27 protein-coding genes are annotated in these 24310 nt (G+C 46.9%); 9 read left to right on the forward strand and 18 right to left on the reverse strand.

Going from position 1 to position 24310, the window contains the following annotated elements; translation table 11 throughout:
• Window positions 1-55: 55 nt before the first annotated feature.
• Window positions 56-685, forward strand: coding sequence for a LysE family translocator (locus ACJJI5_RS17070; RefSeq protein ID WP_445354724.1), 630 nt, complete (start codon window positions 56-58; stop codon window positions 683-685).
• Between the two features lie 14 nt (window positions 686-699).
• Here ACJJI5_RS17070 and ACJJI5_RS17075 read toward each other — a convergent pair whose 3' ends face one another.
• From ACJJI5_RS17075 to ACJJI5_RS17085, 3 genes are all read right to left on the reverse strand, one after another.
• Window positions 700-1944 carry a cation:proton antiporter gene (locus ACJJI5_RS17075; RefSeq protein WP_445354725.1) on the reverse strand — a complete coding sequence of 415 codons (1245 nt, stop codon included), beginning with the start codon at window positions 1942-1944 and terminating at the stop codon, window positions 700-702.
• Window positions 1945-1994: 50 nt separating this feature from the next.
• Window positions 1995-3293, reverse strand: coding sequence for a hypothetical protein (locus ACJJI5_RS17080; protein WP_445354726.1), 1299 nt, complete (start codon window positions 3291-3293; stop codon window positions 1995-1997).
• Window positions 3294-4030: 737 nt separating this feature from the next.
• On the reverse strand, window positions 4031-5329 hold the full coding sequence (locus tag ACJJI5_RS17085; protein WP_445354727.1) for a hypothetical protein: 1299 nt from the start codon (window positions 5327-5329) through the stop codon (window positions 4031-4033).
• A 715-nt stretch (window positions 5330-6044) separates the two neighbouring features.
• On the opposite strand from ACJJI5_RS17085, the gene ACJJI5_RS17090 reads away from it, so the two are divergent.
• The 3 genes from ACJJI5_RS17090 to ACJJI5_RS17100 all read left to right on the forward strand — a co-directional run bounded on the left by ACJJI5_RS17090 (window position 6045) and on the right by ACJJI5_RS17100 (window position 8053).
• Entirely contained in the window at window positions 6045-6500 is a 456-nt protein-coding gene (locus tag ACJJI5_RS17090; RefSeq protein WP_445354728.1) for a hypothetical protein, read from the forward strand.
• 154 nt (window positions 6501-6654) lie between these two features.
• A complete protein-coding gene (locus ACJJI5_RS17095) occupies window positions 6655-7746 on the forward strand; it encodes a PA0069 family radical SAM protein (RefSeq protein ID WP_445354729.1) in 1092 nt (363 codons plus the stop codon).
• Window positions 7721-8053 carry a GIY-YIG nuclease family protein gene (locus ACJJI5_RS17100; protein WP_444905908.1) on the forward strand — a complete coding sequence of 111 codons (333 nt, stop codon included), beginning with the start codon at window positions 7721-7723 and terminating at the stop codon, window positions 8051-8053. Before ACJJI5_RS17095 ends, ACJJI5_RS17100 begins: the two co-directional genes overlap by 26 nt.
• A 19-nt stretch (window positions 8054-8072) precedes the next feature.
• On the opposite strand, the gene tmpT is transcribed toward ACJJI5_RS17100, so the two are convergent.
• The 3 genes from tmpT to ACJJI5_RS17115 form a co-directional block, all read right to left on the reverse strand.
• Window positions 8073-8711, reverse strand: a complete 639-nt coding sequence (tmpT, locus tag ACJJI5_RS17105) for a thiopurine S-methyltransferase (RefSeq protein ID WP_444932631.1) — start codon at window positions 8709-8711, stop codon at window positions 8073-8075.
• Window positions 8712-8951: 240 nt separating this feature from the next.
• Window positions 8952-9461 carry a DUF1097 family protein gene (locus ACJJI5_RS17110; protein WP_413664981.1) on the reverse strand — a complete coding sequence of 170 codons (510 nt, stop codon included), beginning with the start codon at window positions 9459-9461 and terminating at the stop codon, window positions 8952-8954.
• Window positions 9462-9821: 360 nt separating this feature from the next.
• On the reverse strand, window positions 9822-10517 hold the full coding sequence (locus ACJJI5_RS17115; protein ID WP_445354730.1) for an SDR family oxidoreductase: 696 nt from the start codon (window positions 10515-10517) through the stop codon (window positions 9822-9824).
• Between the two features lie 13 nt (window positions 10518-10530).
• Between ACJJI5_RS17115 and ACJJI5_RS17120 the strand changes: the two genes are divergently transcribed.
• The 5 genes from ACJJI5_RS17120 to ACJJI5_RS17140 all read left to right on the forward strand — a co-directional run bounded on the left by ACJJI5_RS17120 (window position 10531) and on the right by ACJJI5_RS17140 (window position 15058).
• The gene (locus ACJJI5_RS17120; RefSeq protein WP_444898052.1) at window positions 10531-10893 is read left to right on the forward strand and encodes a DUF3301 domain-containing protein; all 363 of its coding nucleotides are present in this window, start codon (window positions 10531-10533) and stop codon (window positions 10891-10893) included.
• A gap of 8 nt (window positions 10894-10901) precedes the next feature.
• On the forward strand, window positions 10902-11123 hold the full coding sequence (locus ACJJI5_RS17125; protein ID WP_444916550.1) for a DUF1653 domain-containing protein: 222 nt from the start codon (window positions 10902-10904) through the stop codon (window positions 11121-11123).
• Between the two features lie 406 nt (window positions 11124-11529).
• The gene (locus ACJJI5_RS17130; protein ID WP_444912523.1) at window positions 11530-12015 is read left to right on the forward strand and encodes a phosphatase PAP2 family protein; all 486 of its coding nucleotides are present in this window, start codon (window positions 11530-11532) and stop codon (window positions 12013-12015) included.
• On the forward strand, window positions 12012-13085 hold the full coding sequence (locus tag ACJJI5_RS17135) for an MJ1255/VC2487 family glycosyltransferase (RefSeq protein WP_445354731.1): 1074 nt from the start codon (window positions 12012-12014) through the stop codon (window positions 13083-13085). Before ACJJI5_RS17130 ends, ACJJI5_RS17135 begins: the two co-directional genes overlap by 4 nt.
• A gap of 170 nt (window positions 13086-13255) precedes the next feature.
• Window positions 13256-15058 (forward strand): acyl-CoA dehydrogenase, encoded by a 1803-nt coding sequence (locus ACJJI5_RS17140; RefSeq protein WP_445354732.1) that lies wholly within the window; start codon window positions 13256-13258, stop codon window positions 15056-15058.
• A 28-nt stretch (window positions 15059-15086) separates the two neighbouring features.
• On the opposite strand, the gene ACJJI5_RS17145 is transcribed toward ACJJI5_RS17140, so the two are convergent.
• The 12 genes from ACJJI5_RS17145 to ACJJI5_RS17200 all read right to left on the reverse strand — a co-directional run bounded on the left by ACJJI5_RS17145 (window position 15087) and on the right by ACJJI5_RS17200 (window position 24309).
• Complete coding sequence (locus ACJJI5_RS17145) at window positions 15087-16454, reverse strand: ATP-binding protein (RefSeq protein WP_445354733.1); 1368 nt, start codon at window positions 16452-16454, stop codon at window positions 15087-15089.
• A complete protein-coding gene (locus ACJJI5_RS17150) occupies window positions 16451-17125 on the reverse strand; it encodes a response regulator transcription factor (RefSeq protein ID WP_444898058.1) in 675 nt (224 codons plus the stop codon). Before ACJJI5_RS17150 ends, ACJJI5_RS17145 begins: the two co-directional genes overlap by 4 nt.
• Window positions 17126-17159: 34 nt before the next feature.
• Entirely contained in the window at window positions 17160-17477 is a 318-nt protein-coding gene (locus tag ACJJI5_RS17155; protein ID WP_445354734.1) for a PepSY domain-containing protein, read from the reverse strand.
• Between the two features lie 65 nt (window positions 17478-17542).
• Complete coding sequence (locus ACJJI5_RS17160; protein WP_413664972.1) at window positions 17543-18106, reverse strand: glycine zipper 2TM domain-containing protein; 564 nt, start codon at window positions 18104-18106, stop codon at window positions 17543-17545.
• A gap of 143 nt (window positions 18107-18249) precedes the next feature.
• Window positions 18250-18951 carry a DUF3106 domain-containing protein gene (locus ACJJI5_RS17165; protein WP_445354735.1) on the reverse strand — a complete coding sequence of 234 codons (702 nt, stop codon included), beginning with the start codon at window positions 18949-18951 and terminating at the stop codon, window positions 18250-18252.
• Entirely contained in the window at window positions 18944-19183 is a 240-nt protein-coding gene (locus tag ACJJI5_RS17170; protein WP_445354736.1) for a hypothetical protein, read from the reverse strand. Before ACJJI5_RS17170 ends, ACJJI5_RS17165 begins: the two co-directional genes overlap by 8 nt.
• Window positions 19167-19553 carry a hypothetical protein gene (locus ACJJI5_RS17175; RefSeq protein ID WP_445354737.1) on the reverse strand — a complete coding sequence of 129 codons (387 nt, stop codon included), beginning with the start codon at window positions 19551-19553 and terminating at the stop codon, window positions 19167-19169. The genes ACJJI5_RS17170 and ACJJI5_RS17175 overlap by 17 nt, the downstream gene beginning before the upstream one ends.
• Complete coding sequence (locus ACJJI5_RS17180) at window positions 19550-20074, reverse strand: RNA polymerase sigma factor (RefSeq protein WP_444912518.1); 525 nt, start codon at window positions 20072-20074, stop codon at window positions 19550-19552. The genes ACJJI5_RS17175 and ACJJI5_RS17180 overlap by 4 nt, the downstream gene beginning before the upstream one ends.
• Before the next feature lie 362 nt (window positions 20075-20436).
• Window positions 20437-20850 (reverse strand): hypothetical protein, encoded by a 414-nt coding sequence (locus tag ACJJI5_RS17185; protein WP_444915971.1) that lies wholly within the window; start codon window positions 20848-20850, stop codon window positions 20437-20439.
• Window positions 20851-20999: 149 nt separating this feature from the next.
• Window positions 21000-22364 carry an L-cystine transporter gene (locus ACJJI5_RS17190; RefSeq protein WP_413664966.1) on the reverse strand — a complete coding sequence of 455 codons (1365 nt, stop codon included), beginning with the start codon at window positions 22362-22364 and terminating at the stop codon, window positions 21000-21002.
• A 162-nt stretch (window positions 22365-22526) separates the two neighbouring features.
• Window positions 22527-22988 (reverse strand): TlpA family protein disulfide reductase, encoded by a 462-nt coding sequence (locus tag ACJJI5_RS17195; protein WP_444912516.1) that lies wholly within the window; start codon window positions 22986-22988, stop codon window positions 22527-22529.
• Window positions 22906-24309 carry a YihY family inner membrane protein gene (locus tag ACJJI5_RS17200; protein ID WP_445354738.1) on the reverse strand — a complete coding sequence of 468 codons (1404 nt, stop codon included), beginning with the start codon at window positions 24307-24309 and terminating at the stop codon, window positions 22906-22908. The genes ACJJI5_RS17195 and ACJJI5_RS17200 overlap by 83 nt, the downstream gene beginning before the upstream one ends.
• Between the last annotated feature and the right edge of the window lies 1 nt (window position 24310).

Below are 24310 nucleotides of genomic sequence, written 5' to 3' on the forward strand. Positions count from 1 at the left end.
AACAGTGTGAGCTACTTCTCATAGCGATATCTCTTCTATGACATGAGTAATATATATGAGCTTAGAGTTTCTATTAGCCTGGTTGGCAGTAATGTTCCCACTAATTTTTAGCCCAGGACCTGCCAATATCACCTTTGCTGCAGCCGGAGCCAGCTTGGGTATTCGTCGCTCCTTACCTTTACTGGCAGGCATAGACATTGTATTTCTGATGAAGGCTTTATTAGTTGGCTTCGGATTTATGAGCTGGCTAATTCACTACCCTATGGTAATGACCATCTTGCAGTGGACTGGTGCCATCTACTTAGTTTACCTTGCTTACGTTTTTGTAAATCCTAATAAAAAGCCTGGAAAAACTGCCACTAAATCGATAAGCATTTGGCAGGGAATGCTGATTCAAAGTATGAATATTAAAGCTTGGATGATAGTAATTACTATGTTCTCTGTGTTCACACCAAAGCAAGTGGAGAGCAATGAGAGCAGTGTTATCACCTTGATTATTATGATCACCATACTCAACTTTGTGACACACTTCTCATGGATCGCTTTTGGTCGGACCTTATCGAAAGCACTTATCAGCGATAAAAATAGAAATCTGCAAAACAAGCTTTTTGCACTCAGTCTGCTTCTTGTCGCTGTGTGGTTAATTGCTGATAACCCTACCGCTATTAGCCTAAATACTGTATGACTTGGAGACTTATCTCAAAGGTTTAATTTATGAATCAAGCGGCCACTGGTAGTCCCCTGCACCAACAATGAGAAAAGGACCACGCCAAATACCATAGATTGAATTGTCCACCAATAGGGCAATTCAACTGGAAGAGAAAGTACCAGAGCGACCGCAATAACCCCTCGCAGCCCGCCCCAACTCATTAACAGACGCCAGGATTTCGGTATCGGGGGGCCAACAAAGCGAGTCAGAGGTGCCACTAAGAATACAGATAATGCTCTAGCTCCTAAAGCAGCCGCTGTAGCAATAAACATTGCCAGCCATTGGTGGGTAAACATCTCAAAAGTTATCACCAATCCCATAATCACAAAAATAATGCCGGTAAAAAACAACCCCATCCACTCCCAGGTTGGACCCGCATTAATCAAATAGGTGTTATTTTGCTTGCTTAAGCACGCTCGAGCAACAATTGCACATATCATTACCGAAATGATACCTGATACATGAAAGATACTTTCCGCCAAATAGAAACTACCAAATGCAGCGATCACTAAAGTCATTAAAGCCGCACTGGGAGATCGCAAAAACAATATGACAAGAGTGGTTATCAAGCCAAAAACAAGCCCAATTGCAACGCCACCAAAAAATACCATGCAAAAATATAGTGTCACTGAAGTGGCGTCCAACGAAGGGGCTGCAGCCCCCATCGACGAGCTTTCCACAATACCATAGGTAGCTAGCCCTAATACTAACGAATAGAGAACTACAGCTGCAGCATCATTAAAGAGACTCTCTCCATCCACCAAGGTTAAGAGATCTTCTCCTGTTTTTTCCTGACGCAACTTATTAACTACAGAAACTGGGTCAGTAGCCGCTAAAATAGCCCCGGTTAGCATGGCCGCTACCCAAGGAAAACCCTCCGGATGACCAATGCCGTAATAAGTAATTGCTGCAATAAGAACTGCACAAATAACCAAACCGAGTGTAGAGAATAACAGTACAGGTCCAATCCAGCGCTTTAAGACTTTGGGCTCCAACTGCCAGGCAGACTCAAAAATTAATACCGGTAAAATAACAAAGAATACCAGCTCTCTGATACTGGTTGCACGTAAACCTGTATCATAGTCAATTATGGGAAGTAACAAAGCCGCCAGCACTCCTGCGACAAGGCAGCCAAGTGTATTATCAATACGTAAGATCCTTGCAATGCCCAGTCCAATAACTGCAGCGGCAGCGAGATATAACCCCTGCCCTACAACAGTGACTATATCATTCACCTATCCACTCCCATTGCCAGTGCATTCTAACTTCGAATACAGACACATCCTCACTGAACACGCCCATCTACAAGTAGAGACTTTACAAGTTTTATATAAGACTCCACATACAAGTGCGCGCTCTCATGGCTAGTTAATGGCTCACAGTATCCAAATACAAAAATAGCGTTTCTACTGGTGGTATACGTAATTACCATTAGCGGGTGTGCGGCATGGGTTTGTACGACCATGCCTGACTCAATTTCAAAGTATCGAAGCTCTCCGGCTAGCCGCTTCATATTGCCGGCATTAGAAACACAAATACCAGATGGAAATACAGTACTTTCTGCTGTCAACATTTTTGCAAAATTTTTCACATCAGAAAATTCGTAATGAGTATCAAAGCTTATTGCAAATGGAGCCTCTTTATTCAAAATCAAACGCAGCTGTTTATCTAAGCCTTTAGCTAGAGACTTTAGACTTTTAGAAAGCATCTCTTCTGTAACACATAAATTGGCCGTTGCCGAAAAGGATCCGACTTCATCCAAGCTTACTGATGGCTTGCATAGTCCACGAATATCTAACGTTACAACTATTTCAGTCTCCCCCGGGAAGGTAGGCATGCTCTGCGCAGCGCAAACGGCTACAGCTCTAAATAATGAACTTAGCGAAACTCCCCAATTTTTAGCAGTTTGTGATAGAGCTTCTGCTACTTCAGGAGGCATCAATTTAAGAATTGAGTATCCTTTTCTATCTTCAATAGGTGCCGCTTGCTCTACTTCCCATCTTCTACAGCTATTGGATTTCTGTATGCTAAATAAATCAACATCCTTAAACCCAGCCAAGTGAAGATATTCACCCGCACTTTTTCTTAACGGCTTAGGTTCTTGGCTAATATAGCTTCCCTCCTTCTCCAGAAAGCTGTCTAAATCACGAAAAAGTGTCATTATTGACCGGCCATCCAATGCAGCATGGTTACTAACAATGATGACCCACTTAACTTCACCATTAACATTAACATGCAAGGTAACCCCATAGACGCAGTTTTCTATGTCAATAAATTGATTTTGCTGCCAAAGGTATTCGCTTTCGTATTCTAAAGGTTCATTTAACTGCTTTATGATTAGAGGTACTTTTTCAAAACCGACATCACAAACCCAAGAAGGCTTGGCGCCCATTTTGATTCTCGCCCGAAGCATCGGGTGCTTTCTATGCAAAAAGATAAAGCCTCTGCATAGCTGTTCGACAGTAACAGAATCGCAGAGACGAACAAACGATATTAGCTGAGCTCCACCACGAGACTCATTAGTCAATTCAACAAATAGAGCTTCTTGGGGCCCCAACTCACGTGAGAGTGGCTCATTCTCCATGCAGGCCTCGCATTTACTAATGGGTACATCACATGTGATACAAGAAGCACCCTCTTCAGTATAGGAAAATAGTTGGACTGTGTTTGTTTGAGATTGTCTATTGACACAGAGAACGGATCACTAAGACAGCTAGCATAATCACAATGCAGTTAATAATCGATTTGTTCCTTTGTCTATACAGATTAAAAGATTAAAATAAATTGCTCATGCATAGATATCTTATTATTCCTTACTTAAGCAGAATTCAACTGATTTTTTATATGAAAAGCGATTATTAATGATCTCTACAAGAATTCCTTTTTGCCAAACCGTCATCACCACTATGGAGAAACTTACCTCAACCGAGTACGAAATAGCAAGTGCGCCTAGCAATCTAGAAATCCTGTATAAAAATTAATGAGCTAGACCAACCTAAGACAACCCAACCAACCCACCAATTATTATTAACAAACAAAATTACTAAACAGGCACAATTTTCAAGTTAGAAATTCATTTCATTAAGTAGACTTTTAATTTACATCCAAACAATAAAACATCAGAAAATATTTTATCAAAACTTCACACACACTCCTCCTCACACCCTAGCAGGCAGCACACCTTATTTAATTGAAGCTAGGCTACGCAACCTAACAAATTAAACAGCCAGAAAAGTACCGTATTCTTTATTGGCCAACTCAGAAACTGAGGCTTTTAAATCTAAGTGAGATAAAATAGAGCCAGCTACTTACTATAAAAAATTAAGAGCGCCATCTCTGAGAGACAAGAGTACGTATGATACCCATAAATCGATCTGCGTAATTAACGGCACTTTTATGGCTGAGTAATGGCTCACAGTAACCAAAAATAAAACTGGAATTACGATTGGTTGTATATGATATTATTGTTAAGGGGCTCAAACCATTTGTCTGTGTAACCATTCCTTTTTCAACTTCAAATATTTTCATTTTCCCACCCAACTTATCCAAGCTACCTAAATTTGATACACAAATTCCTGCCATAAAGGACTCATTCGCAAAAGTGGTTTTTGCAGCCATATTCTCTATGTCGGAAACCGTATAAACGGATTCTAATTTCTTAGCTAGTGGAGTCTTTTTAGACAGAGCAGAAAGCACCTGAAACTGGAAATCTTCTGCAAGGTCTAGAAAATCAATCAAGGCAGCCCCCTTGAGAACCTTCAAACAAGTGGTATATGAAAATGAGCCCACATGCTCAAAGGAAATAGGGGGATCACAAAGCCCCCTAACATCCATAGCTAAAACAATCTCCGTTTCTTTTTTGAGGCCAGGCAGCGTCTCTGCAGCAATAGAGGCAATTGCACAAAGCATCGAAGTAATTCTTATATTCCTAGGCTTACCAATTTTTGCCAGTGACCGAATAATATCTGGATTTAATAAGCGAGCTATCGCATTAGCTCTTCGCTCACCTACAGGCGCAGGTGTCTCTACAAGTCGATTATAAGAATTTTCTTCTCGCCCATGAAAAATATGTTTCTCCCCTACATATCCTGCATCCTTCAATCTACTTACTATACTTTCCTGCAGTGGTAAAGATTCGACCTTTGCTTCTATATAGTTCTCAAGCAGCAGCCTATCCAATTCCAGATATATAGTCATGATAGAGCGGCCATCCATCACAGCATGGATATTATTAAATACCACCCACTCTACCAACCCCTTGTCATTTGTGAAAATCGTAAGGCTATATGCATGCTTCTCACTATCCAAATAGTTCTCCGCTTGACGGGCATATTCCAACTCAAAATTTAAAGGGTTATTTAGCTGGAGAATTTTAATAGGAATGTCTGAAAATTTCACATCACATACCCATTTGTAATGGGCATTCTTTACAACCCTCGCCCGCAATAGGGGATGGTGCTGATGAAGCACAGCAAACCCCTTACATAGTGACTCGGGGGTAAGTGACTCACATACCTTAGTGAAGGTAATTAATTGCAATCCGCCTTTGGACTGCTTGGTCAACTCAACGTAAAGCGCTTCTTGCCGCCCTAATTCACGAGAAAGCACTCTTGAATTCATGCTAAAAAATGTCACCTTATAGCGCGTATAATCACTTAGTATAGGCAACATTATTTAGTAATTTATGTATTTGAAAGCTGAAGAGCAGCCTCTACTAGAAAACTTGATTCCAATTGATTTACCAAGGAAACAGTATATGGTGATATATACGATATGCAGCTTTATGGCGCCCTCAGCAGAAGGCCAAATCATCATATTTACGTCTAATCTTTTGACACAAAAGCAAAATGACAGCCCTCGGATTAGACATATCGGGCAAGAATTATCGCTAAATTTCGCAGCGACAGAACTTCATAAACACTATTCCATGGTGTTTTATTTTAAATTTTACACTTTTTTCAATTGATTACTCTGGGTTTCTAGTGAGTTAAAATATTCATGCATCAACTTAAAGAATGAACATTAAGACTTAAACTTAATAAAGCTATATTAGCAAACACATCGATGATAATTTATTCTCCTACATAAAAATCAAACTTTCTGTGACGCCGCAATAGGTACGAACGCCTCACGGTCTTTCTTGCACAGCTGAGATCAAGCTCACACTTCTCTACTGACATCAATAGAAAAAGGGATTAAGCTCAATTCCAATATAAAGAACATTAAGAGCATGAGAGCAATAAAATCAGTTAAGTATTAGTGGCAAACGTCAGCTAGTACGCTTTCGCAAAGTCCCAGCAGTTTGACTTCATACTTAAAAAGCAAGGAGATGAGTATGAAAGACAAGCTTCAAATTCAAAAAGTAGTAGATGAACTTTACAGCGGTATTTCCGGACCTGCTGGTTTTCAGCGAGACTGGGAAAGACAGGCATCATTATTTTCCTCTGATGCGAAAATGATTCGCACATTTGTGGATAGCAATGGCAAGCCCCAGTCTACTATCCTCAGCGTCCAAGAATATCCAGAAAATTTTGAAAATCTAATTGCAGATCGCCCTTTCTATGAAGCTGAAATACACAACATTATCGAGCAATTTGGAAATATTGCTCATGTCTTCAGTGTTTATGAAGCCTGGAGCGATAGGGAGAAAACCCAATTCCTAAAAAGAGGGATAAATAGTATCCAGCTTTTGAACGATGGCGAATCCTGGAAGGTAGTGCATATGATTTGGGATGACGAAAGACCCGGGCTGACAATGGAATCGAAATATAACCCCGCAGTCACTGCCTAAACAGTATCTAAGAGCACAATTAGACCCTAAGAGGCATTGCCTCTTAGGGAAACCAAATCCAGACTTATTTTCCTCTCCAGGTAAATCCGCTAAGGCTTGCAATCCTCCAAAATTAAGGCGTAAACTGTACATTAATACAGTTATCGCCAAAAAAATGTCAGATCATCCTTCCACTAAAGCGCCATCCCCATGCAAGGGCCGAGGAACCGCTTCTAACCTCCCAGGGCGCTTTGCTGAACTTTCCAGCTCCCGTGAAACTGATGGCTGGCAAGTGGAGCCTGATCAGCCGGTGAGACTAATAACCTCATCCATTGAGGAAAAGGCGAAAACTATTATCTCGACTAATCAATCTCCAGATATCCCTTTCTCCCAATCGATAAACCCCTACAGGGGATGTGAGCATGGTTGCATCTATTGTTATGCCCGCCCAGCCCATGCCTATATGGATTTATCACCAGGGCTCGATTTCGAGACCAAGATTTTCTACAAGCCAAATGCTGCTGAGCTTTTAGAGAAAGCGCTACGAAAGAAGAGCTACCAGTGCAGTCCCATCGCTCTGGGAGCCAATACCGATCCCTATCAACCTCTGGAACGAGAGAAAGAGATAACCCGTAGTTTACTGGAGCTTATGCAGGAGTTTCGCCAGCCGGTAACCATTGTCACCAAAAGCCAGCTAATCTTGCGGGACCTCCCACTGCTGGCAGAAATGGCACAAGATAACTTGGCCCAAGTCGCCATTAGTGTGACCACGCTAGATAATGCCCTTAAGCGTAAGCTTGAGCCAAGGACCGCTAGCCCTGCTGCTCGTCTGCGAACAATTGAACAGCTGAGTACAGCGGGCATTCCTACCGCAGTACTCGCTGCGCCTATGATCCCCGCTCTCAATGACTGTGAGCTGGAGTCGATTCTTGCAGCTGCACGGGAATCAGGGGCTGTAAGAGCCGCATATATCCTATTACGCCTCCCCTATGAAGTTGCCCCTCTATTTCGGGAATGGTTAGAGGTACACTACCCAGAAAGGGCAAAGCATGTCATGAGCCTGGTGCAGCAAAGCCGTGCAGGTAAGGATTATCAAAGTGAATTTTCCCAAAGGCGAACTGGCACAGGCATATTTGCTCAACTACTCCAAAGACGCTTTCAAGTGGCAATGAAAAAGCTGGGCTTGGATCATCGGCGCCTTACCTTGGATCGCTCCCAGTTCAAGCCGCCGCCTCGCACTAATGAGCAGCAGGATTTATTTTCTTGAATCTATGGGCCATATAAAAAAGAAGGAAGAGCTGAGGGTGAATTGGTTTCTCTATCTTGTTCGAACGGCCAGAGGAACACTCTATACCGGTATAACCAATGATTTGGAGAGGCGTTTTTCTGAGCACTGTAGTGATGGCCCAAAGGCGGCAAAAGCACTACGAGGTAAGGGGCCCCTTACGCTCGTGTTCTCTGTGGGGCTACCCGATAAATCAACCGCCTTGAAAATGGAGATAGCCATTAAGAAGTGGCCAAAATCAAAAAAGGAAAAACTAATACTTGGCTCTCATTCCCTGCCAGAAATTTAGCTTGTTGAGAAAGCCATTATCACTTTGGTGTTAACAACCATGCCTCTTCTCTTGCAGGAACCTTGCCTTTAAGTCCACCAACAACATCTCTTGTCGCCAATACTTGTAGGCTATAATCGGCATCATAATATTCATAAATCAAACGGCTCCCAACAGAAAAAGGTGGGCCAGGCATCTGGGTTTGTTCATACTCGAAGGATACGAGGAGTTGCGGTGCGACCTGGGTGATAGCCATTAAGTGTCTGACATATTGCTCACGAATATCTGAGGGGAGGGCTACCAGTGCAGCCCGATCATAAATCGCTACAACCGGCCCCAACTCCTCTCTACCCAAATCGAATATATTGCCAACAAAAATATCGATGTTGGCAGCAGAGTAGCACTTCAGATTACCAACCTGGCTTACCTGTGGGATTACTGCCATTTCACTGAAGAGCTGCTTCACGGCCTCCTCATTGAGTTCACAGCCAACGACTGAGATATTCTGTTCTAATAACCAAGCAATATCTTTCGTTTTGCCACATAGCGGCAAGAAAATCCGATCACCCGGAGACAGAGAGAGACTGGAAAAGAACTCTGTCAACAACGAATTGCCGGCCGCCTCGTGAAAGCCAATATCATTTCTTTTCCACTTATCGTGCCAAAATTCTTCCTTCACAACTGGCTCCTACAATCCAAGGTAAAAAAATAGATAAGAAACGAATTACATCAATGAAGAAGTGTTCTGTAGTATTCCATTTCGATACTACTTTCAGACTCATAGGGTTCAGTAAACGCCAAAGCCGTTACAAATACCATTGCTGTAGATAGCAATATACGTTTTAACATTGAACTACACCTCTATTCAATCTTACTGAACCCCTTACAACCCTTTCCCTCAAGCACTCAGATTCATCTTTCAACAAGTCCTTACTGCTCGTTGCTGACGCGGCCATAAAATATCAATCAGGCCGGCAAATGCTGCACCGATAGATACCGTTGCAATCAGTTGAAAATAGGCATCCAAGGTAATGTCCAACTGCGCAAGAAACGCAATAATGATACCAATGGCATAGCTGGTGACATTCCGAATACCGGTCACCATTCCCATTGCCCATACACTGATAATCGAGAAGAGAAGTGCAATCGGCCCAACCAGGATACTTGGGTCAATTTGCCATTTATGTGCCGCTGTTTGAGCGCCCAACCCCAACCCCAGCCCGGTCACCACACATGCGAGATTGTAGGCACCTGCCCGCCAATCACGCCCCCTGGAGTAATAGGCAATAACACCCAACACCGCTACCCATATTGGCATTCCTCCCAGATAACCGACGAGTGCCGCAACAATGAGAATTGCAAGGATTGGTGACTTCAGTAACTGGGGGGACAAGCTTTTACGCTTGGTTAAAACACTGGGCCACTTCATGATTTCCACTCCTTCGAGGACACCCTGATAAGAGGTAAGATTCCTTGCCTAAAACGTAAAACCCGCCAACACTCTGAAAGGATCTATCAGAACCATTCCTTGATATGAAGCTATTTTCAGCTAGTTCCCACTCTGGGGGATAGAAAACTTCTTCCGTATTCTTGCCCAATCTTGCAATCAGCAGGCAGTAGCACGAAGCAGATAAAACAGACTCACCCGCCGGTCATATGCAAAAAAGTTGAAATGCATAAATTCGACTGATCAAGGCTACTCAAGCGACCTCGTATTCAGGCCGGCAGAGTGTGGGAGCTGCATTCTATTAGATTCTCAAAGGAGTTTTGTCACAGCCCATTACAAGCGTTACCAGGGAATTTCTGTCCCGTCATAGTTATAAAATCGACCCGTTTTTGCTGGCGTTGCTGATAAAAGCAGCTTTTTTAGTCCGCCGACACTTTCCTCAGCAGAAATTAGTGCTCCGGGGCCGCCCATAGCTGTTTTTACCCACCCCGGATGCAAAGCGAGAACCGTGATTCCCCTCGGCTCTAAATCGATAGATAAGCTTTTGACGACCTGGTTTACGGCTGCCTTTGAAGTTCGGTAGATATATCCCCCGCCAGAGCGATTATCAGCGATACTCCCAACCTTGCTGCTCATCACCGCGATTAGCTTGTGCTCACTGGCCGCAACATTGTCACAAAAAGTTTCTGCCATCATATAGGGGGCGATAGTGTTGGACTCTAAAACTCGACGCCACTCTGCGCGGTCAACAGCGCCAAATCCCACGCCCTTCGGCCCGTAGTAGCCTGCATTGTTGAGCAATATGTCTATCGGCTCTCCTCGAAAGGCCTTACCTAGAGAGATCATCTGTTCGTAGTCGGTCACATCTAGGCGAATCAACTGTATCGAGGCGTAGCGCTCTTGCAACATCGCGAGCTCAGCGGCTTTCTTCGGTTCCCGGCAACAAGCCAGGACCTTCCAGCCAATTTCGGCAAACTGGGCACACAACTCAAGCCCTATTCCGCGATTGCAGCCAGTAATTAAAATCGTGCCGGACATTGGCGCTCCTTAAATGGTATTCTTGCAGGAAAGCGATCATAGCAACTGTATAGCAATGTATTACACTCTCAGCGACATACTGTGGCTTTCCCTGTTCTTTGTGGTTCTTTGGTATATCTGGGCCAGTATGGCCGCTAAAGAGCACGTCCGGCGAGCCGCTTCTGATCACTGCCGACAGCTCGGTGTCCAACTGTTAGACGACACCGTGCTTTTGGTTCGTACTCGAATCAAAAAGGATAAGAGGGGGTTTTTCAGCCTTCACCGCAGTTACAAGTTTGAGTTTACTTCTACAGGCGAACATCGCTATTCAGGCACTGCTGTACTTCACGGGAATCGCATCCAACAGCTACAGCTTGCCCCCCACCACGTAAGTTAGAGGTACCCATGCAACGCGGCATATATCGTCACTACAAAGGAAATCTGTACGAGGTTTTACATACCGCAAAACATAGTGAATCCGAAGAAGTTATGGTTGTGTACCGAGCCCTTTATGGAAGCTATGGTGTCTGGGTGCGACCCCAAAGAACATTTAATGAAACAGTTTCTAAAAATGGCGTTAAATCTCCACGCTTTGAATTAGTCCAGGCATTTGACATAGCTGCCTGACCTGACTGAAATATCATTAATTTTGGAGGGGCCATGCTTCCTCCAAAGTCACTTTATCTGTCTATTATTTTTTCCAATAAGATAAGCAACTTTCTCCAGTTATATCTGCACCCAATCCAACTCAATCTTTTGTCTAACTTGCTGGTACTCAGGTGTACTATCAGCTTACAACTGACCCCGAAAACCCCCAGTGTTTATTAATCGAATTACTTATAATTTTGATTTGGAATAATTTTGCGCCAACTATTCGTTGGATCTTTCAGCCTTTGAAATAAGCTCTTTCATTCTATTCTTCCCGCCTGGTCAAGATTTCATTATTGCGACATAAATCGGTCAAGTCCGTGCAATAATCGATTTGTAACTTGTCGGCATGCGAGGCTTACCGATGAATCTAAAGAGTTTTGATGTGTCCATAGTGCTGTATATGGTTGAGCGGGCATCACGCCCCAGCTCTCGCCGGCGCTATCTGTGGCTATCTAAATCTGGGGATGGGTGGGCAGCCGGGGCACTTTTATTCACCTATGTATGGCTCAATTCAGCCATTCAACTGCTGTACTTGGCATGTACCGCAGTTGCCTTGGAACGCGGATTGTACTGGGGGATAAAAAACACGACACGACGACTTCGCCCGCCCCAAGCAATCCCGGGCATGCGTCCCGTAATTGTGGCGCACGATCGTTTCAGCTTACCGTCGGGCCACACCTCATGCGCCTTCCTATTTATAACCGCGATGTCTATACAGGTGAGCCCTATGTGGAGCTTCGGTTATATCTGGGCCACCGGTGTCGGAGCCGCCAGGGTTGGCCTGGGAGTTCATTTCCCGTCTGATATTTGTGCCGGCGCTATTTTGGGGACCAGTGTCAGTTTAATTGTGAGTGCTGCCTTTTTATGAAGATACTTTACGGCGTTCAATCCACGGGTAATGGGCACATCAGTCGCTCCCGTGCGCTGGCTAAGCAATTCGAAAAGTATCCAAATCTCGAGGTCCAGTGGTTGTTTTCAGGCCGTCCTAGAGAAAGCTTATTTGAGATGTCTTCTTTTGGAGACTATTGGTGGCGGGAGGGAATGACCTTTATCCACAGTCATGGCCGCTTGAATAGTTTCGCAACACTGCGAAACATCAATGCAGTAAGATTCATCAAGGATATAAGAACACTGCCGGTTAATAATTTTGATTTAATTATTAGTGACTATGAACCTGTTACGGCCTGGGCAGCGAAATTTAAGAAAAAACGCAGCATCGGTATCGGCCATCAATACGCCTTTGAATTCCCGATCCCTGCACCTCGAAATAAGTGGGCATCCCGCACAGTACTAAGATCATTTGCCCCAACACAAGAGAGTATCGGTTTGCATTGGCACCACTTCGGCAACCCAATACTACCGCCAATCGTCCCTCAGAAATCTGAACTCTCCCAGGAGTTGGGTGAACATATTCTAGTTTACTTGCCTTTCGAACAGCCTATTCCGATGCTGGACGAACTTTCCAGACTGCCCTATCGGTTTATCGTCTACGGTATACCCCACAATTTACCTACCTCTAGTAATATTCAAGTTAAGGCCCCCTCAATTAATGGCTTTCAGAAGGATCTGGCAACCTCTAAAGCAGTAATCTGTAATAGCGGATTTGAATTATTGGCTGAAACCCTGGCTCTGGGAAAACCCATTCTCAGCAGGCCTCTCGCCAATCAATTTGAGCAGGAAGCCAATGCCAAAGCGCTCGATCAGCTCAAACTGGCCACAATCGTAAAACAGATAAATGCCTATACGATCGACAAGTGGCTAGCCAACTGCCCCCCTCCACTTCGGATAGTTTGGCCTGATGTGGCTCAATCACTGGGCAACTGGATTGCTTCCGGGTGCCGACAAAGCCCAGCTGAACTATCCTCCCAACTGTGGCGCAAGGTGGTACCAAAGCCCGTTGCAGAAGCAGCACCAGTATTTCAAAGAATATCCGAGTAAAAGCACTCTAATAATCGCCAAGTCTATTCATAGAATCAGTCATTGCCCAATGCACCCTCTCCACGTTTACATATACACTTGAATCGTAGTGTTCCAGCATAAAAATATTCAATGGAAAACTACCTGGAAATTAAACGGATTACCCAAAAAGAATAATGTAAGAGGTAAACATGGCCCATCAGCTGCTCAACGAGCGTGAAATCGATTTTTTGCTTTACGAATTTTTAGATACCGAGGCCCTAATCAATCGCCCTCGGTACAGTGAGCATTCCCGTGAAATTTTTGATGCAACACTGAATACTGCACACACCATTGCAGAAAAATTTTTCGCTAATCACAACGCCAAAGGCGATGAGATTGAACCGAGCTTTGATGGTGAAAACGTCAGCGTTATCGAAGAAACCAAACAGTCCTGGGATGCTTTTGCCTCTGCAGGATTTCTTGCCGCTCACTGTGATGCAGAGGAAGGCGGACTGCAATTGCCAGAAGTTATTCTGCGCACAGCACTCGCTTATATGGCTGCAGCAAACGTTGCAAGTGCTAGCTACCCGTTCTTGACCATAGGCGCGGCCAATCTGGTTCGCACTTTCGCCAGTGAGTCACTTAAAAAGCAATTCCTTCCACAAATGTTGGACGGACGTTTTGCCGGGACTATGGCACTGACTGAACCGGATCAGGGCTCCGCGCTGTCAGACATTCGCACTAGCGCCCTACCAGAAGAAGACGGCAGCTACCGCATTCATGGGCAGAAAATGTATATTTCTGGTGGCGATCAAAACCTCACTGAGAATATCGTTCACCTGGTTCTGGCAAAAATTAAAGGCGCACCCGCAGGTGTGAAGGGAATATCACTTTTTCTGGTTCCCAAATTCCTTCTGGACGAGCAGGGGAATCCAGTAAAACGCAATGATGTAAAACTCGCAGGCCTGCTACATAAAATGGGCTACCGCAATACCACATCAACGGTATTGAGCTTTGGTGAGGACAGCGGCGCTGTAGGCTACCTGATCGGTGAACCCCACCAGGGCCTGAAGTATATGTTCCAAATGATGAATGAAGCCCGTATCAGTGTGGGAGCTGGCGCTTCTGTACTTGGATACCAGGGGTACACTTACTCTCTTGAGTACGCCAAAGGCCGCCCGCAGGGACGTATGCCCTCTAACCGAGATCCTGAATCCAAACAGGTCCCTATCGTCCAGCATGCCGATGTTCGCCGTATGCTACTGATGCAAAAAGCCTATGCTGAAGGTGGCTTAAGCTTGAGTGTTTATGCCACCTCACTTTACGAGGATGAGCATACAGCCCCTACAGAAGAGCAGCGCAACAGTGCTGCAACACTGCTCGATCTGCTAACTCCCGTAGTAAAATCCTGGCCCTCCAAGTACTGCCTAAAAGCTAATGAATTGGCGATTCAGGTTTTGGGGGGAGCGGGTTATATTCGTGAATATCCGGTAGAGCAGTTATATCGAGACAATCGCCTTAACGCAATTCACGAAGGTACAGAAGGCATCCATGCCCTGGATTTACTGGCCCGGAAAGTACCGTCAAAAAATCTTGCTGGCTACCAACTGTTACAGGCAGAGATCCGCAATACGATTATGCAGGCCAGGGATAAACCTAAGCTCGAATCTATGGCCAAAATGCTGGAAGAAGCCCTGGAAAAGTTGGATGAGACAAGTTTTGCATTATTCTCCCAGCTTCAGGAAGATGTGGATCGCGGCCTGGGTAATGCCACCCTATACTTGGATTTATTTGGCTGTACCGTAGTCGCCTGGTTGTGGCTACAGCAGGCAGTTATCGCAGAAAAAGCACTGGAAAAAAATCCTAACAGTGAAGCTCAGGGTTTTTACCAGGGTAAATTACACACTGCGAAATACTATTTTGAATGGGAGCTGCCAAAAACAGAGACAGCTATCGCACTGCTGAAATCAGGCAATAGCGTTCCTTTCGACATGCAGGAAAATTGGTTCTAGTTAAACGACTTGTCGAGCAAAACGGAAATTACAGTTGTACCGTAATTTCCGTACCTCCCTGAGGAAGAGGGGCCGCATTTATTTGCCCTTCATAGCTCTCAACAATATCCACTACCACGGCAAGTCCAATACCCTGCCCAGGTTGCTGTTCATCGGCACGAACGCCCCGCTGGGTAACCGCTTGCCATTTCTCACTGTCCAGCCCTGGGCCATTGTCTTTAACCCGAATAGACAGTTTGCGAGTATCTTCCATATTCTCAACGGCAACCGATAATTTCCCGTCACCATATTTATAAGCGTTATCCAGCAAGTTACCTAGGACTTCCATCAGGTCACCTTCGTCACCATAAAACAGGGTGTTTTCAGCACAGGAACTTTCGACATCACACGGCTTACTGCGATACACCTTTTCAAGCGCATCCAGTATTTTATGGAGCAGTGGCGCGACCGGTGTCCCCCGTATAATGGATTTCGGCGAACTGGTTACTGCCCGCTGCAGTTGATAACTGATAATACTGTCCATCCGCTGCACCTGATCCGTTAGCGTCTTGCCGGCGGTTGTTGAATCTCCAGAAAATTTAAGACCTTTCAATACCGCTAATGGCGTCTTCAGGCTGTGGGCCAGGTCAGCTAATGTATGCCGGGTTTTTTCTCTCTGGCGGCGCTCATTTTCAATCAACAGATTTAAGTTATCTGTCAGTGGGCGCAGCTCCCGCGGAAAATTACCCTCCAATCGATCAGCACCCCCACTCTGCATCTCCTGGAGAGCGTTAGCTAAGGCTGTTAACGGCGCAAATCCCCAACGTAGAACCAGCCACTGAGCGAAAATTAATAGCAACCCGCCCAATCCAAGCCAGTGCCACATCGTTGAACGGAACTGTTCCACCTGGGCCTGAAGCGGAGCCGCATCCTCAAGTACTGCAAAGGTAAACAGCTCTTCACCTTCCAGCCCCCAAACAACGCCTTGGCGAAAGCTGCTAAAGCTGCCTTCTTTCCCCGGAATAGATACTTGTGAATAGGATTCTTGCCCTTGGGAGAGCGGATAGAACTTCAGTTGTGGCATTGCCAGCGCCGACTCCGACCGCCAGATAACCTCACCTTCACGATCTATAACGGCCCCAACCAAACCTGAATCGGGTTGGTTAAAGCGTTGCTCTGGCAAACTTGAGGGAAGAGTCAGAGTGTTGCCTTCCGGCTCAGCAACAGCCAGTAGAGTGTAAATATAGAGCTGTAGCTCCCGCTGCTTAGCGTCATCTAATGAAGTTCGGTAGGCATGTTCAAGGACTCCCGAGATGAGAAGGATAAAACCAATCAGCACGAGACTGGTAACCAGGGCCAGGCGGCCCTTTAAGGAACCCAAAATGTAAGAAAGCAGGGAAAAACCGACTGATCTCACTGCGGAATCACAAAGCGATAGCCACGACCGCGCAGAGTTTCAATGGGCTTGATCTTGGCCGCTGCATCAATTTTTTTACGCAGGCGACCGATGAACACCTCTATCACATTGCTGTCCCGATCGCAGTCCTGCTCGTAGATATGCTCAGTCAGAGTAGTTTTTGATACCACCTCATCTGGGTGCAGCATCAGATATTCAAGTACCTTGTATTCAAATGAAGTCAGGTCCAACTCAACTTCATCCACGCTAATTCTTTGCGCACTGGTATCCAGAACGATAGGTCCGGCTTTAATCGTCGGTGATGAGAAACCTGCGGAACGGCGAACCAGGGCATTCAACCGTGCGAGCAGTTCTTCAGTATGGAAGGGTTTTACCAGGTAATCGTCCCCGCCAGCTTCCAAGCCGGAGACCCTTTCCTGCCAGTGTCCCCGAGCCGTTAAAATCAGGATAGGAAAATGCTTCTCTTCACGGCGCAGTGTTTCAATAACCTGGATACCATCAATTTTGGGTAAACCCAGGTCCATTACTGCAACGTCGTAGGGATATTCCCTCCCCAGATAAAGTGCCTCTTCTCCATCGGGGGCTTCGTCAACAGTGTACCCGGCCGTGCGCAGGGACTCTGCCAGCTGCTGCCGCAGTAATGCTTCATCTTCAACTAATAGTGCGCGCATAGTAATTACCTTATTGCGGCTCGCAATTATTCTGCTAGCGGGATATACGGCCGCTCTGTTTATCGACAAACACCACATAAACCTGGCTTTTGGCCGACAGTCCTTTCACCCGATACACGGCTCGCCCCTGTTTCTTGGTCTCAGAAATGGCGAGAATTTTTCCACCATAGCGTTGTTTTACGATTGAAGCAGCCCGATCCCTTGAGATTTCTCCCCCTTGAACACGAAGAAAGTGGGGTTGGAAACTCTCCCGCTCATAAGCGGGGTAGCTGTGTACCGTGGCACTGCAGAGCGCCGGCAAAAACACAGCGGTAAAAGCAATAAAGCCAAGTAAGGTACGATTCAGTTTCACGGTGCGGCTCCTGTGGATATCCAATTTTCCACCCTTTATAAACTCCCTGCCGCCCTCAACCGGGCTCAAAGAGCCGGTGAGACGTCGACATGGACCCGGATTCTATCGCCCGGATGATGGTCAGTGCGAGTCAAGTAAACTTGCCCATTATACCGATAGCGGACATCGTATCCGACTAATTCCCTTCTTGTAGAGTATTCATCTACAACATGGCAACGGGACTCTGTTGCATAGTGGACTGGAGCATTGGCACGGCTGATCTGGTTACCTACCAGGGCGCCCACCAAAGCCCCTGCGATTGTGGCGCCGCCACGATTGTGACTGCGATGATAACCGTAGCGTCCACGGTGGCCGTGATCGCCTAAGTTATTGCCGATTGCAGCACCTATAAGTCCCCCCACTACAGTACCTGCCGGGGAAGTCGGCTCGCGATAGGCAACCTGTTCATCGCGACACTGAGTCGTCGGTGTAACAACCTGAACATCGGTGTAGACGGGAGTAACCTCGGTAACTCGCGCATAATCATAGCCACCCGCAGCATAGCCTCGGGGGCCCGCGCTGGCAGTAGAACTTAGACCCACCAGTGCCGCAACTGCCGCACCCGCGATTAGCTGTTTGTATAGTTGCACGATATATCTCCCGCTAGTCATCAACGGGAGCCAGATTACTTAAGATGATCTGAATAGACGCTGAATTACACTGTCGTACCAGCGTAGCAGCGAGGTAAAACGATAAGCCAGCCTCTCAGGATTGGAATTTGAATGGCAGGGCACTATTCAGGAGCCCCAGATGAACTATCAGTCTCCTCATCACCCTCTCGTCGGTCACTGGCCCCTCGATCACGCCTTGGCCGTGAATCCTGGTGCCTTCTCCCCCTTTCGTGCTCCCTTCTGGGCCTATCTCCTCTCGCCCGGTCGCCCCTTGGTCGGTCTTCTCTGTGCCGGTTTCCTCTAGGTCTATTCTCATCGGACCTATCCCTCCTAGGCCCATCTTCCCTGAGTCTATCCCCTTGCGCTCGCTCTCCCCGAGCCCTATCACCTCTGGGCCTTTGCGGTTCACTCTTATCGCCCCTAGCTTCCCGCCAGCGCTCGCGCACTTGCTCTCTCTGTTCGGGGGACATCTGCCGATATCTCTCACGAGCCTCACGGATACTCTCACGCCTGCCTTCCGGCAGGGCACGGTACTGTCGATAAGATTCCCGCAGCTGATTACGGCGTTCCTGGGGCAGAGACTGCCATTTTTCATAGCGCTGCCGAGCATTGTCGCGCTGCTCAGGGCTCATTGAGTTCCATCGACGCGCACCCCGCAACAACCTCTCCTGCTGGCTATCAGACATGTTGGGCCAGCGCTCTTCCATGCCCTGTAACAGCTTGCGATCACTATCACTTAGGCTTTTCCACTCCACCGACCACGCCATACCAGCCCAAAGCAGAGAGGCTGCCATCAAACAAGTTGCGACCAGGGTTTTAGTCATGACTGTCCCCCAGCCACATATCTTTGCTTTTGGTGCCTTCTTGGGTTTGCCCCGGCCCCTGAACCAACTCGGGATCTTCAGGGATAACGACATCACCTTGTTCATCGACCCACTCTTCCAGGAATAACAGGAATTCCTCCGGCAGAGGCTCAGCTTCCTCCGCCTCGGTAGTACCTGGAAATACGAGCGTACACATAGATATGATGAATAAAACACTACGAAGAGTGCCCATCCAACTCCTCCGCCAACCACTGATAAAACTCCATATCCTCAATCATCTCGATATCCATATCTTCATCCAGCAGCCAATCACCACTCACTAGCAGCTCTGTACGACTTCCGTTGTTGATAACAGAACTGGGCCACCATAGAACAAGGAATAGCACTGCGGCAGAAGCCGCTGTAACTGGAAGGTAGGGATACAAGGTGTTGAGTGAAAAGTACCGTTTTTTATTATTTTGATCTTGCGCTGCGGAGCGGATTCGCCGCAACTCAGCCAGGGTTTCCGTATCGAGCGATCTCTCTCTACGTATAACAGCGGCACTGGCCGCTCCGAGTATACGCTTCTCGTTAGTCGATGAATTGTTTTCTAAATTACTCATTCCATCGCCTCCAAATGAACCCGCAGGCTGCGCAATGCTCGAGAGAGGTGAGTCTTCACACTTCCCTCGCTACAAGCCATAGCCCCTGCTGTCTCACTGACATTAAAGCCTTCAACGCAGCGCAACAAAAAAGCCTGCTGTTGACGCAGAGGTAACTTTTCAATGGCGCGGTCAATGGCATCAATCGTACGTTCACCGATTAGGACACTATCCGGGCTGCGGCCGTTGGGGTCGGGAAATTCACTCAGATCCCATTCATCGCCTTCGCTATTAATAGGAAGTTTATCTTTCAACAGCTGCCAACGGGACAGGTTTTTCTTGCGACGATGCCAATCGGTTATGCGGTTATTAAGAATGGTAAAAAATAATGGGCGCCACTCCGCACGGTCTCGGCAGCTATAGCTTTTGACGAGTGCAAGCATAGAGTCCTGAACGATATCCAGCGCATCATCACGGTCCCCTACAGCATATTTCGCCATAGTGAATGCCCGCTTTTCTACTGAAGCGAGAAACTGATCCATAAAAGCCGATTGAGGTCCCTTGACGAGGATGCAATCCTTCTACGGCTATTGCGGAGCCTCTAAATAATTCCGTGATAATTCTTTGGCTGTCAGGGCAGCTCACAGTCTAGGCGCGGCTTCACAGGAGTGTTTAAACCTTTTGAGAAGTCGCAGCACAGAGTATGAACCACTCTGAAATCCCCGTAGGACAGACTTAGAAGGCCCCAGCTACTGCATAGCTCTTGCAAAGGACTAAGCCCTTTATCAGCAGGCTGCGCCTAGCGACTGTAGTCTTCCAAGACTATAGAAATATCACGGAATTATTCAGAGGCTCCTTAGTTTGCCGCAACCCACTAGATAATGCCTGCTACAACCAACAATCACTAATCGTTATTGTTGTCACGGGATCTACGATGGTGCTTTTTTGTCCGCTCGCCGCGTTCGTTCTTCCGATCGTATCTATTATCTATTCGCTCGCCTTTTTTATCGAGGCGCTCGTTTATTTTCTCACCTTTGTTATCCAGGCGCCTATCGATACGATCACCTTTTTTATCTAAATGTGCAGCTAATTTATCTCTCCCATTAGCGGCAGCCTGCTCAGACCGCTGGTCCAGGCGCTCATTAATACGATCACCTTTATCATCAAGGCGCTCTTCAATGCGATCCCCCTTTCGATCGAGACGATTTTCAATACGGTCGCCGCGATCATGTCCATTATCCTCACTGCTTTCAGCTTGCAGCGAGAGGGGAAAACCAAGGCTAAGCGCCAGTACTGACAGTCCTATCAGTTTATTCATAAGTTGCTCCAGTTCCGTGAACAAAAAACTCAATGCATTAACAGCACTGACTATAACGTCAGGCACTGGAGCTGGTTGACAGGACTCCTATGAAAAATCAGCGAAATCAGAAGACAAAAATAATCGGTGCACAAAGTACCATTCTCTGTTCAACCCTCTACAACTTCCGGGCCGGGCACTTCATCGCCGAGCCAGCGTTGTGTCAGGGTGCCAGCGGTCATAGCGCCGTTAACATTCAGCGCGGTTCGCGCCATATCAATCAGAGGTTCAACAGAAATCAGCAGAGCCGCGATAGTGACTGGCAACCCCATCGCAGGCAGTACCACCAAGGCTGCAAAGGTCGCCCCGCCACCAACGCCCGCTATACCGAAAGAACTGATCATTACAACCGCCACTAAAGTAGCAATCCATACTGGGTCCCATACATTGATCCCCATCGGCACTGCCACCATTACTGCCAGCATGGCCGGATAAATACCGGCGCAGCCGTTTTGCCCAATAGTCGCACCGAAAGATGCAGAGAAATTGGCAATTGCTGGAGACGTACGCAGCTGGTCTACCTGAGTCTCGACATTCAGGGGAATAGTTGCAGCACTGGAGCGGGAGCTAAAGGCAAAAACCAGCACCGGCCATACCTTGGTGAAATAGTGCAGCGGATTGATACCATTAATCAGTAGCAACAGACCGTGCACCAGGAACATCAAACCAATAGCCGTAAAGGAGGCCAGCACAAAACTCAATAAGTTAAGAATATCCCCCATACTGGATTTAGCGATCAGGCCTGTAACCAGGGCCATCACGCCGTAAGGGGTAAAAGCCATCACTAGTCGCACCAGCTTCATAACCCAGACTTGAGCCACATGAACGAAGCGCTCAATCGCTGCGCCCTCTTCGGGAAATTCACGGCGAACCGCCAAGGCTGCCAACCCTAAAAGCACCGCGAATATAACCACCGCTATAACAGAAGTAGAGCGAGCCCCGGTCAGGTCCAGAAAAATATTGCGCGGAACAAAAGAGGTAATAATCTCAGGAATGGAAAGGTCCGTGACCTTGCCAATGCGCTCATTCAGCACTTCCACTCGCGCAGCTTCCCTGGAACCCTCAACCAATCCCGCAGCCGACAAACCAAATAGCTCGGCCATAGCCACGCCAATTAGAGCGGCCACCGCCGTTGTTCCTAATAGCACCCCCAGGACTGAAATACTGATTTTGCCCAGCGCCTGGGTATGGCTGACTTTAACTACCGCCACTAATATGGAAGTCAGAACCAGGGGCATCACGAGTAAATACAATAGATTTACGTAACTGTCCCCTATCATCTCTACCCAAGGTATCACCTCTGCGGGTGCAGCCCCCCATCCGCGAGACAGTTGCAGGGTGCCTCCAAAGATAACCCCAAGAATCAGGCCAGCCAGCACTGCTGGTGCGAGGGAGTCACGGCCTCGCTGCCAGCGAAAAAGTCCGTATATAAAAACAATAAATAGAAGCAGGAAAGCAAATGAACTGATATGCATAAGGTCTGGGTCCCACCCGGAACAAAAGGGGAAAGTGGCGGCATGCTATCAGCGATCCGCCACAAGCCTATAGATGTGTTAGTTATAGTTTTATAAAGTTTGGGAGCTTCTAATAATCCACTGTTACCCCGCCGGCTTTTACCAGCACTCCATTAGTACTCGCTATAGATTGAGAGCCGAAATGAAGTCGTCTCTATCCTGCGGGCCAACCAATGTTTTATGCCAGCGACCATCGGTACCAATAATGAACGTAGAAGGCAGCACCTCCGGCTTCTCCTGCCCCCAGCGCCCTTGCGGTTCGGCCACTAGAACGGGAAAAGTAATACCCAACTTATCCGCCTGTTTTTGTATTTCCGCAATCGGTAAATTGTCGAAGTTCACCCCAACAACAACGACATTGTTGTTACCGTCGGCCAGTTGGTTAAGGACCGGGATCTCCTCTCGACAGGGCTTACACCACTCTGCCCAATAGTTAACCAGCAAAACCTTACCCGATACATCCAACTCTTCCCCATCAATGGCTAGAAGCGATTTATCGTCTTTAGCGCAGGCGCTTATTCCGCACACCAACAAAAGAAAGGTGACCGCTGCTGCTCTTGTCATCTTCACTTTGACTATTTTCATCAGGCCCACTTTCTCCCCCGGTTTCAGAGTTTGTTTGCTTATCATCAGTCCCGCCGTCGTGACCCAGCTCAAGGGGCTTATCTTCAGCTTCCTTTTGCTCGGCCTCCAGGAACAACTCCCCAACAGTAATACCTAATTGCTCTCGGGTTGACTCTCTGGCATTGGCAAAGCGTTGCTCTACCTCTCCATACCAGGGCAATCCATCCAGACTCGCAGGAATTCCACTGGGCATCCAATCCGAACTCAGCCAGCCTGCCAATTCAACCAGGGACACCGTATTCAGGTCCCTCAGCAAAACATAATCATTGCGATCAGTCTGGGTCACCATACGATTAGCCTGAAGGATATTCCGCAACCTTCGCCACTGAACAAACTTGATTCCCATACGGGAAATATCTCGCTCCTTCAGAGGCCTCCCCTTCGCGCATTTCTTATACATCTGCCAGAGAACAATAAGGAGGGCAACCAGGTCAGAATGCTCCCGCTCCTGGGTCGCAGCTTGATAAACCGATAGTGTGCGCACCAACACACAGCCAGCCAATACCAGTATCCACATCAGATAAATCCAAAGCAGGAACAGGGGAACAACAGCGAATGCCCCATAGATTGCCTGGACCGAACTCCGCGCTACCAACAAGCCGAATAAGTACTTCATAACCTCGAAAACAATCGAGATTATGATCCCCCCCTCTATTCCGTGGCGCAACGGGACATAGCAATTGGGCACAGCTATGAACAGTAGGGTAAAAACTATGGAGCTGAAAACAAACGGTAGAATCCTGAATAACAACGAAGTTACCTCAAAAGAATCAGCTCCACCCAAGAAAAATTTTTGTGAAAAGACAAAAGTACTTGTCGCCAGTCCCGCCCCTAATAGGATTGGACCGAGACTCAATATCGCCCAGTACAAAAGAAAACTCGAAACGCCGCTGCGGCCTTTTTGGACGTCCCAGATAGAATTAAAGGTCCCCTCGATACCGCGAAGGGTCAAACCCGCAGTAATAATCAGCATCGCGATACCAACGCCAGTCAAACGCTGTGCCTGTTCGGAAAAACTGCTGATATATTTTTGGATCTCGCGCCCACTCTGAGGCAAAAAGTGGGTGAACAGTTGATCCTGTAACCTACTCTGCAAGCCGGCAAAGTCGGGAAACAGTGATAACATGGCGTAGCTCACCGTCACTAGGGGAACTATGCCAAAAAGTGTCAGGTAAGTGAGAGCAGCCGCGCGTTGCCGACAATCCTTTTCATCAAACAGTTTCCACAGTGACGTCGCAAAGCGCAGCCAGTGGTTTCCCCAATCCTTTACGGTGCTTCTCATT

This window comes from Microbulbifer maximicatervae (SeqCode) (genome assembly GCF_052467955.1).

What these genes read in the sequence shown, in the direction of transcription:
- ACJJI5_RS17070 (WP_445354724.1), top strand. Translation starts at nt 56, where the DNA reads ATGAGCTTAGAGTTTCTATTAGCCTGGTTGGCAGTAATGTTCCCACTA.
- ACJJI5_RS17080 (WP_445354726.1), bottom strand. Translation starts at nt 3,293, where the DNA reads ATGGAGAATGAGCCACTCTCACGTGAGTTGGGGCCCCAAGAAGCTCTA.
- ACJJI5_RS17085 (WP_445354727.1), bottom strand. Translation starts at nt 5,329, where the DNA reads ATGAATTCAAGAGTGCTTTCTCGTGAATTAGGGCGGCAAGAAGCGCTT.
- ACJJI5_RS17090 (WP_445354728.1), top strand. Translation starts at nt 6,045, where the DNA reads ATGAAAGACAAGCTTCAAATTCAAAAAGTAGTAGATGAACTTTACAGC.
- ACJJI5_RS17095 (WP_445354729.1), top strand. Translation starts at nt 6,655, where the DNA reads ATGTCAGATCATCCTTCCACTAAAGCGCCATCCCCATGCAAGGGCCGA.
- ACJJI5_RS17100 (WP_444905908.1), top strand. Translation starts at nt 7,721, where the DNA reads ATGAGCAGCAGGATTTATTTTCTTGAATCTATGGGCCATATAAAAAAG.
- ACJJI5_RS17110 (WP_413664981.1), bottom strand. Translation starts at nt 9,461, where the DNA reads ATGAAGTGGCCCAGTGTTTTAACCAAGCGTAAAAGCTTGTCCCCCCAG.
- ACJJI5_RS17115 (WP_445354730.1), bottom strand. Translation starts at nt 10,517, where the DNA reads ATGTCCGGCACGATTTTAATTACTGGCTGCAATCGCGGAATAGGGCTT.
- ACJJI5_RS17120 (WP_444898052.1), top strand. Translation starts at nt 10,531, where the DNA reads ATGGTATTCTTGCAGGAAAGCGATCATAGCAACTGTATAGCAATGTAT.
- ACJJI5_RS17125 (WP_444916550.1), top strand. Translation starts at nt 10,902, where the DNA reads ATGCAACGCGGCATATATCGTCACTACAAAGGAAATCTGTACGAGGTT.
- ACJJI5_RS17135 (WP_445354731.1), top strand. Translation starts at nt 12,012, where the DNA reads ATGAAGATACTTTACGGCGTTCAATCCACGGGTAATGGGCACATCAGT.
- ACJJI5_RS17140 (WP_445354732.1), top strand. Translation starts at nt 13,256, where the DNA reads ATGGCCCATCAGCTGCTCAACGAGCGTGAAATCGATTTTTTGCTTTAC.
- ACJJI5_RS17150 (WP_444898058.1), bottom strand. Translation starts at nt 17,125, where the DNA reads ATGCGCGCACTATTAGTTGAAGATGAAGCATTACTGCGGCAGCAGCTG.
- ACJJI5_RS17165 (WP_445354735.1), bottom strand. Translation starts at nt 18,951, where the DNA reads ATGACTAAAACCCTGGTCGCAACTTGTTTGATGGCAGCCTCTCTGCTT.
- ACJJI5_RS17170 (WP_445354736.1), bottom strand. Translation starts at nt 19,183, where the DNA reads ATGGGCACTCTTCGTAGTGTTTTATTCATCATATCTATGTGTACGCTC.
- ACJJI5_RS17175 (WP_445354737.1), bottom strand. Translation starts at nt 19,553, where the DNA reads ATGAGTAATTTAGAAAACAATTCATCGACTAACGAGAAGCGTATACTC.
- ACJJI5_RS17180 (WP_444912518.1), bottom strand. Translation starts at nt 20,074, where the DNA reads ATGGATCAGTTTCTCGCTTCAGTAGAAAAGCGGGCATTCACTATGGCG.
- ACJJI5_RS17185 (WP_444915971.1), bottom strand. Translation starts at nt 20,850, where the DNA reads ATGAATAAACTGATAGGACTGTCAGTACTGGCGCTTAGCCTTGGTTTT.
- ACJJI5_RS17190 (WP_413664966.1), bottom strand. Translation starts at nt 22,364, where the DNA reads ATGCATATCAGTTCATTTGCTTTCCTGCTTCTATTTATTGTTTTTATA.
- ACJJI5_RS17195 (WP_444912516.1), bottom strand. Translation starts at nt 22,988, where the DNA reads ATGAAAATAGTCAAAGTGAAGATGACAAGAGCAGCAGCGGTCACCTTT.
- ACJJI5_RS17200 (WP_445354738.1), bottom strand. Translation starts at nt 24,309, where the DNA reads ATGAGAAGCACCGTAAAGGATTGGGGAAACCACTGGCTGCGCTTTGCG.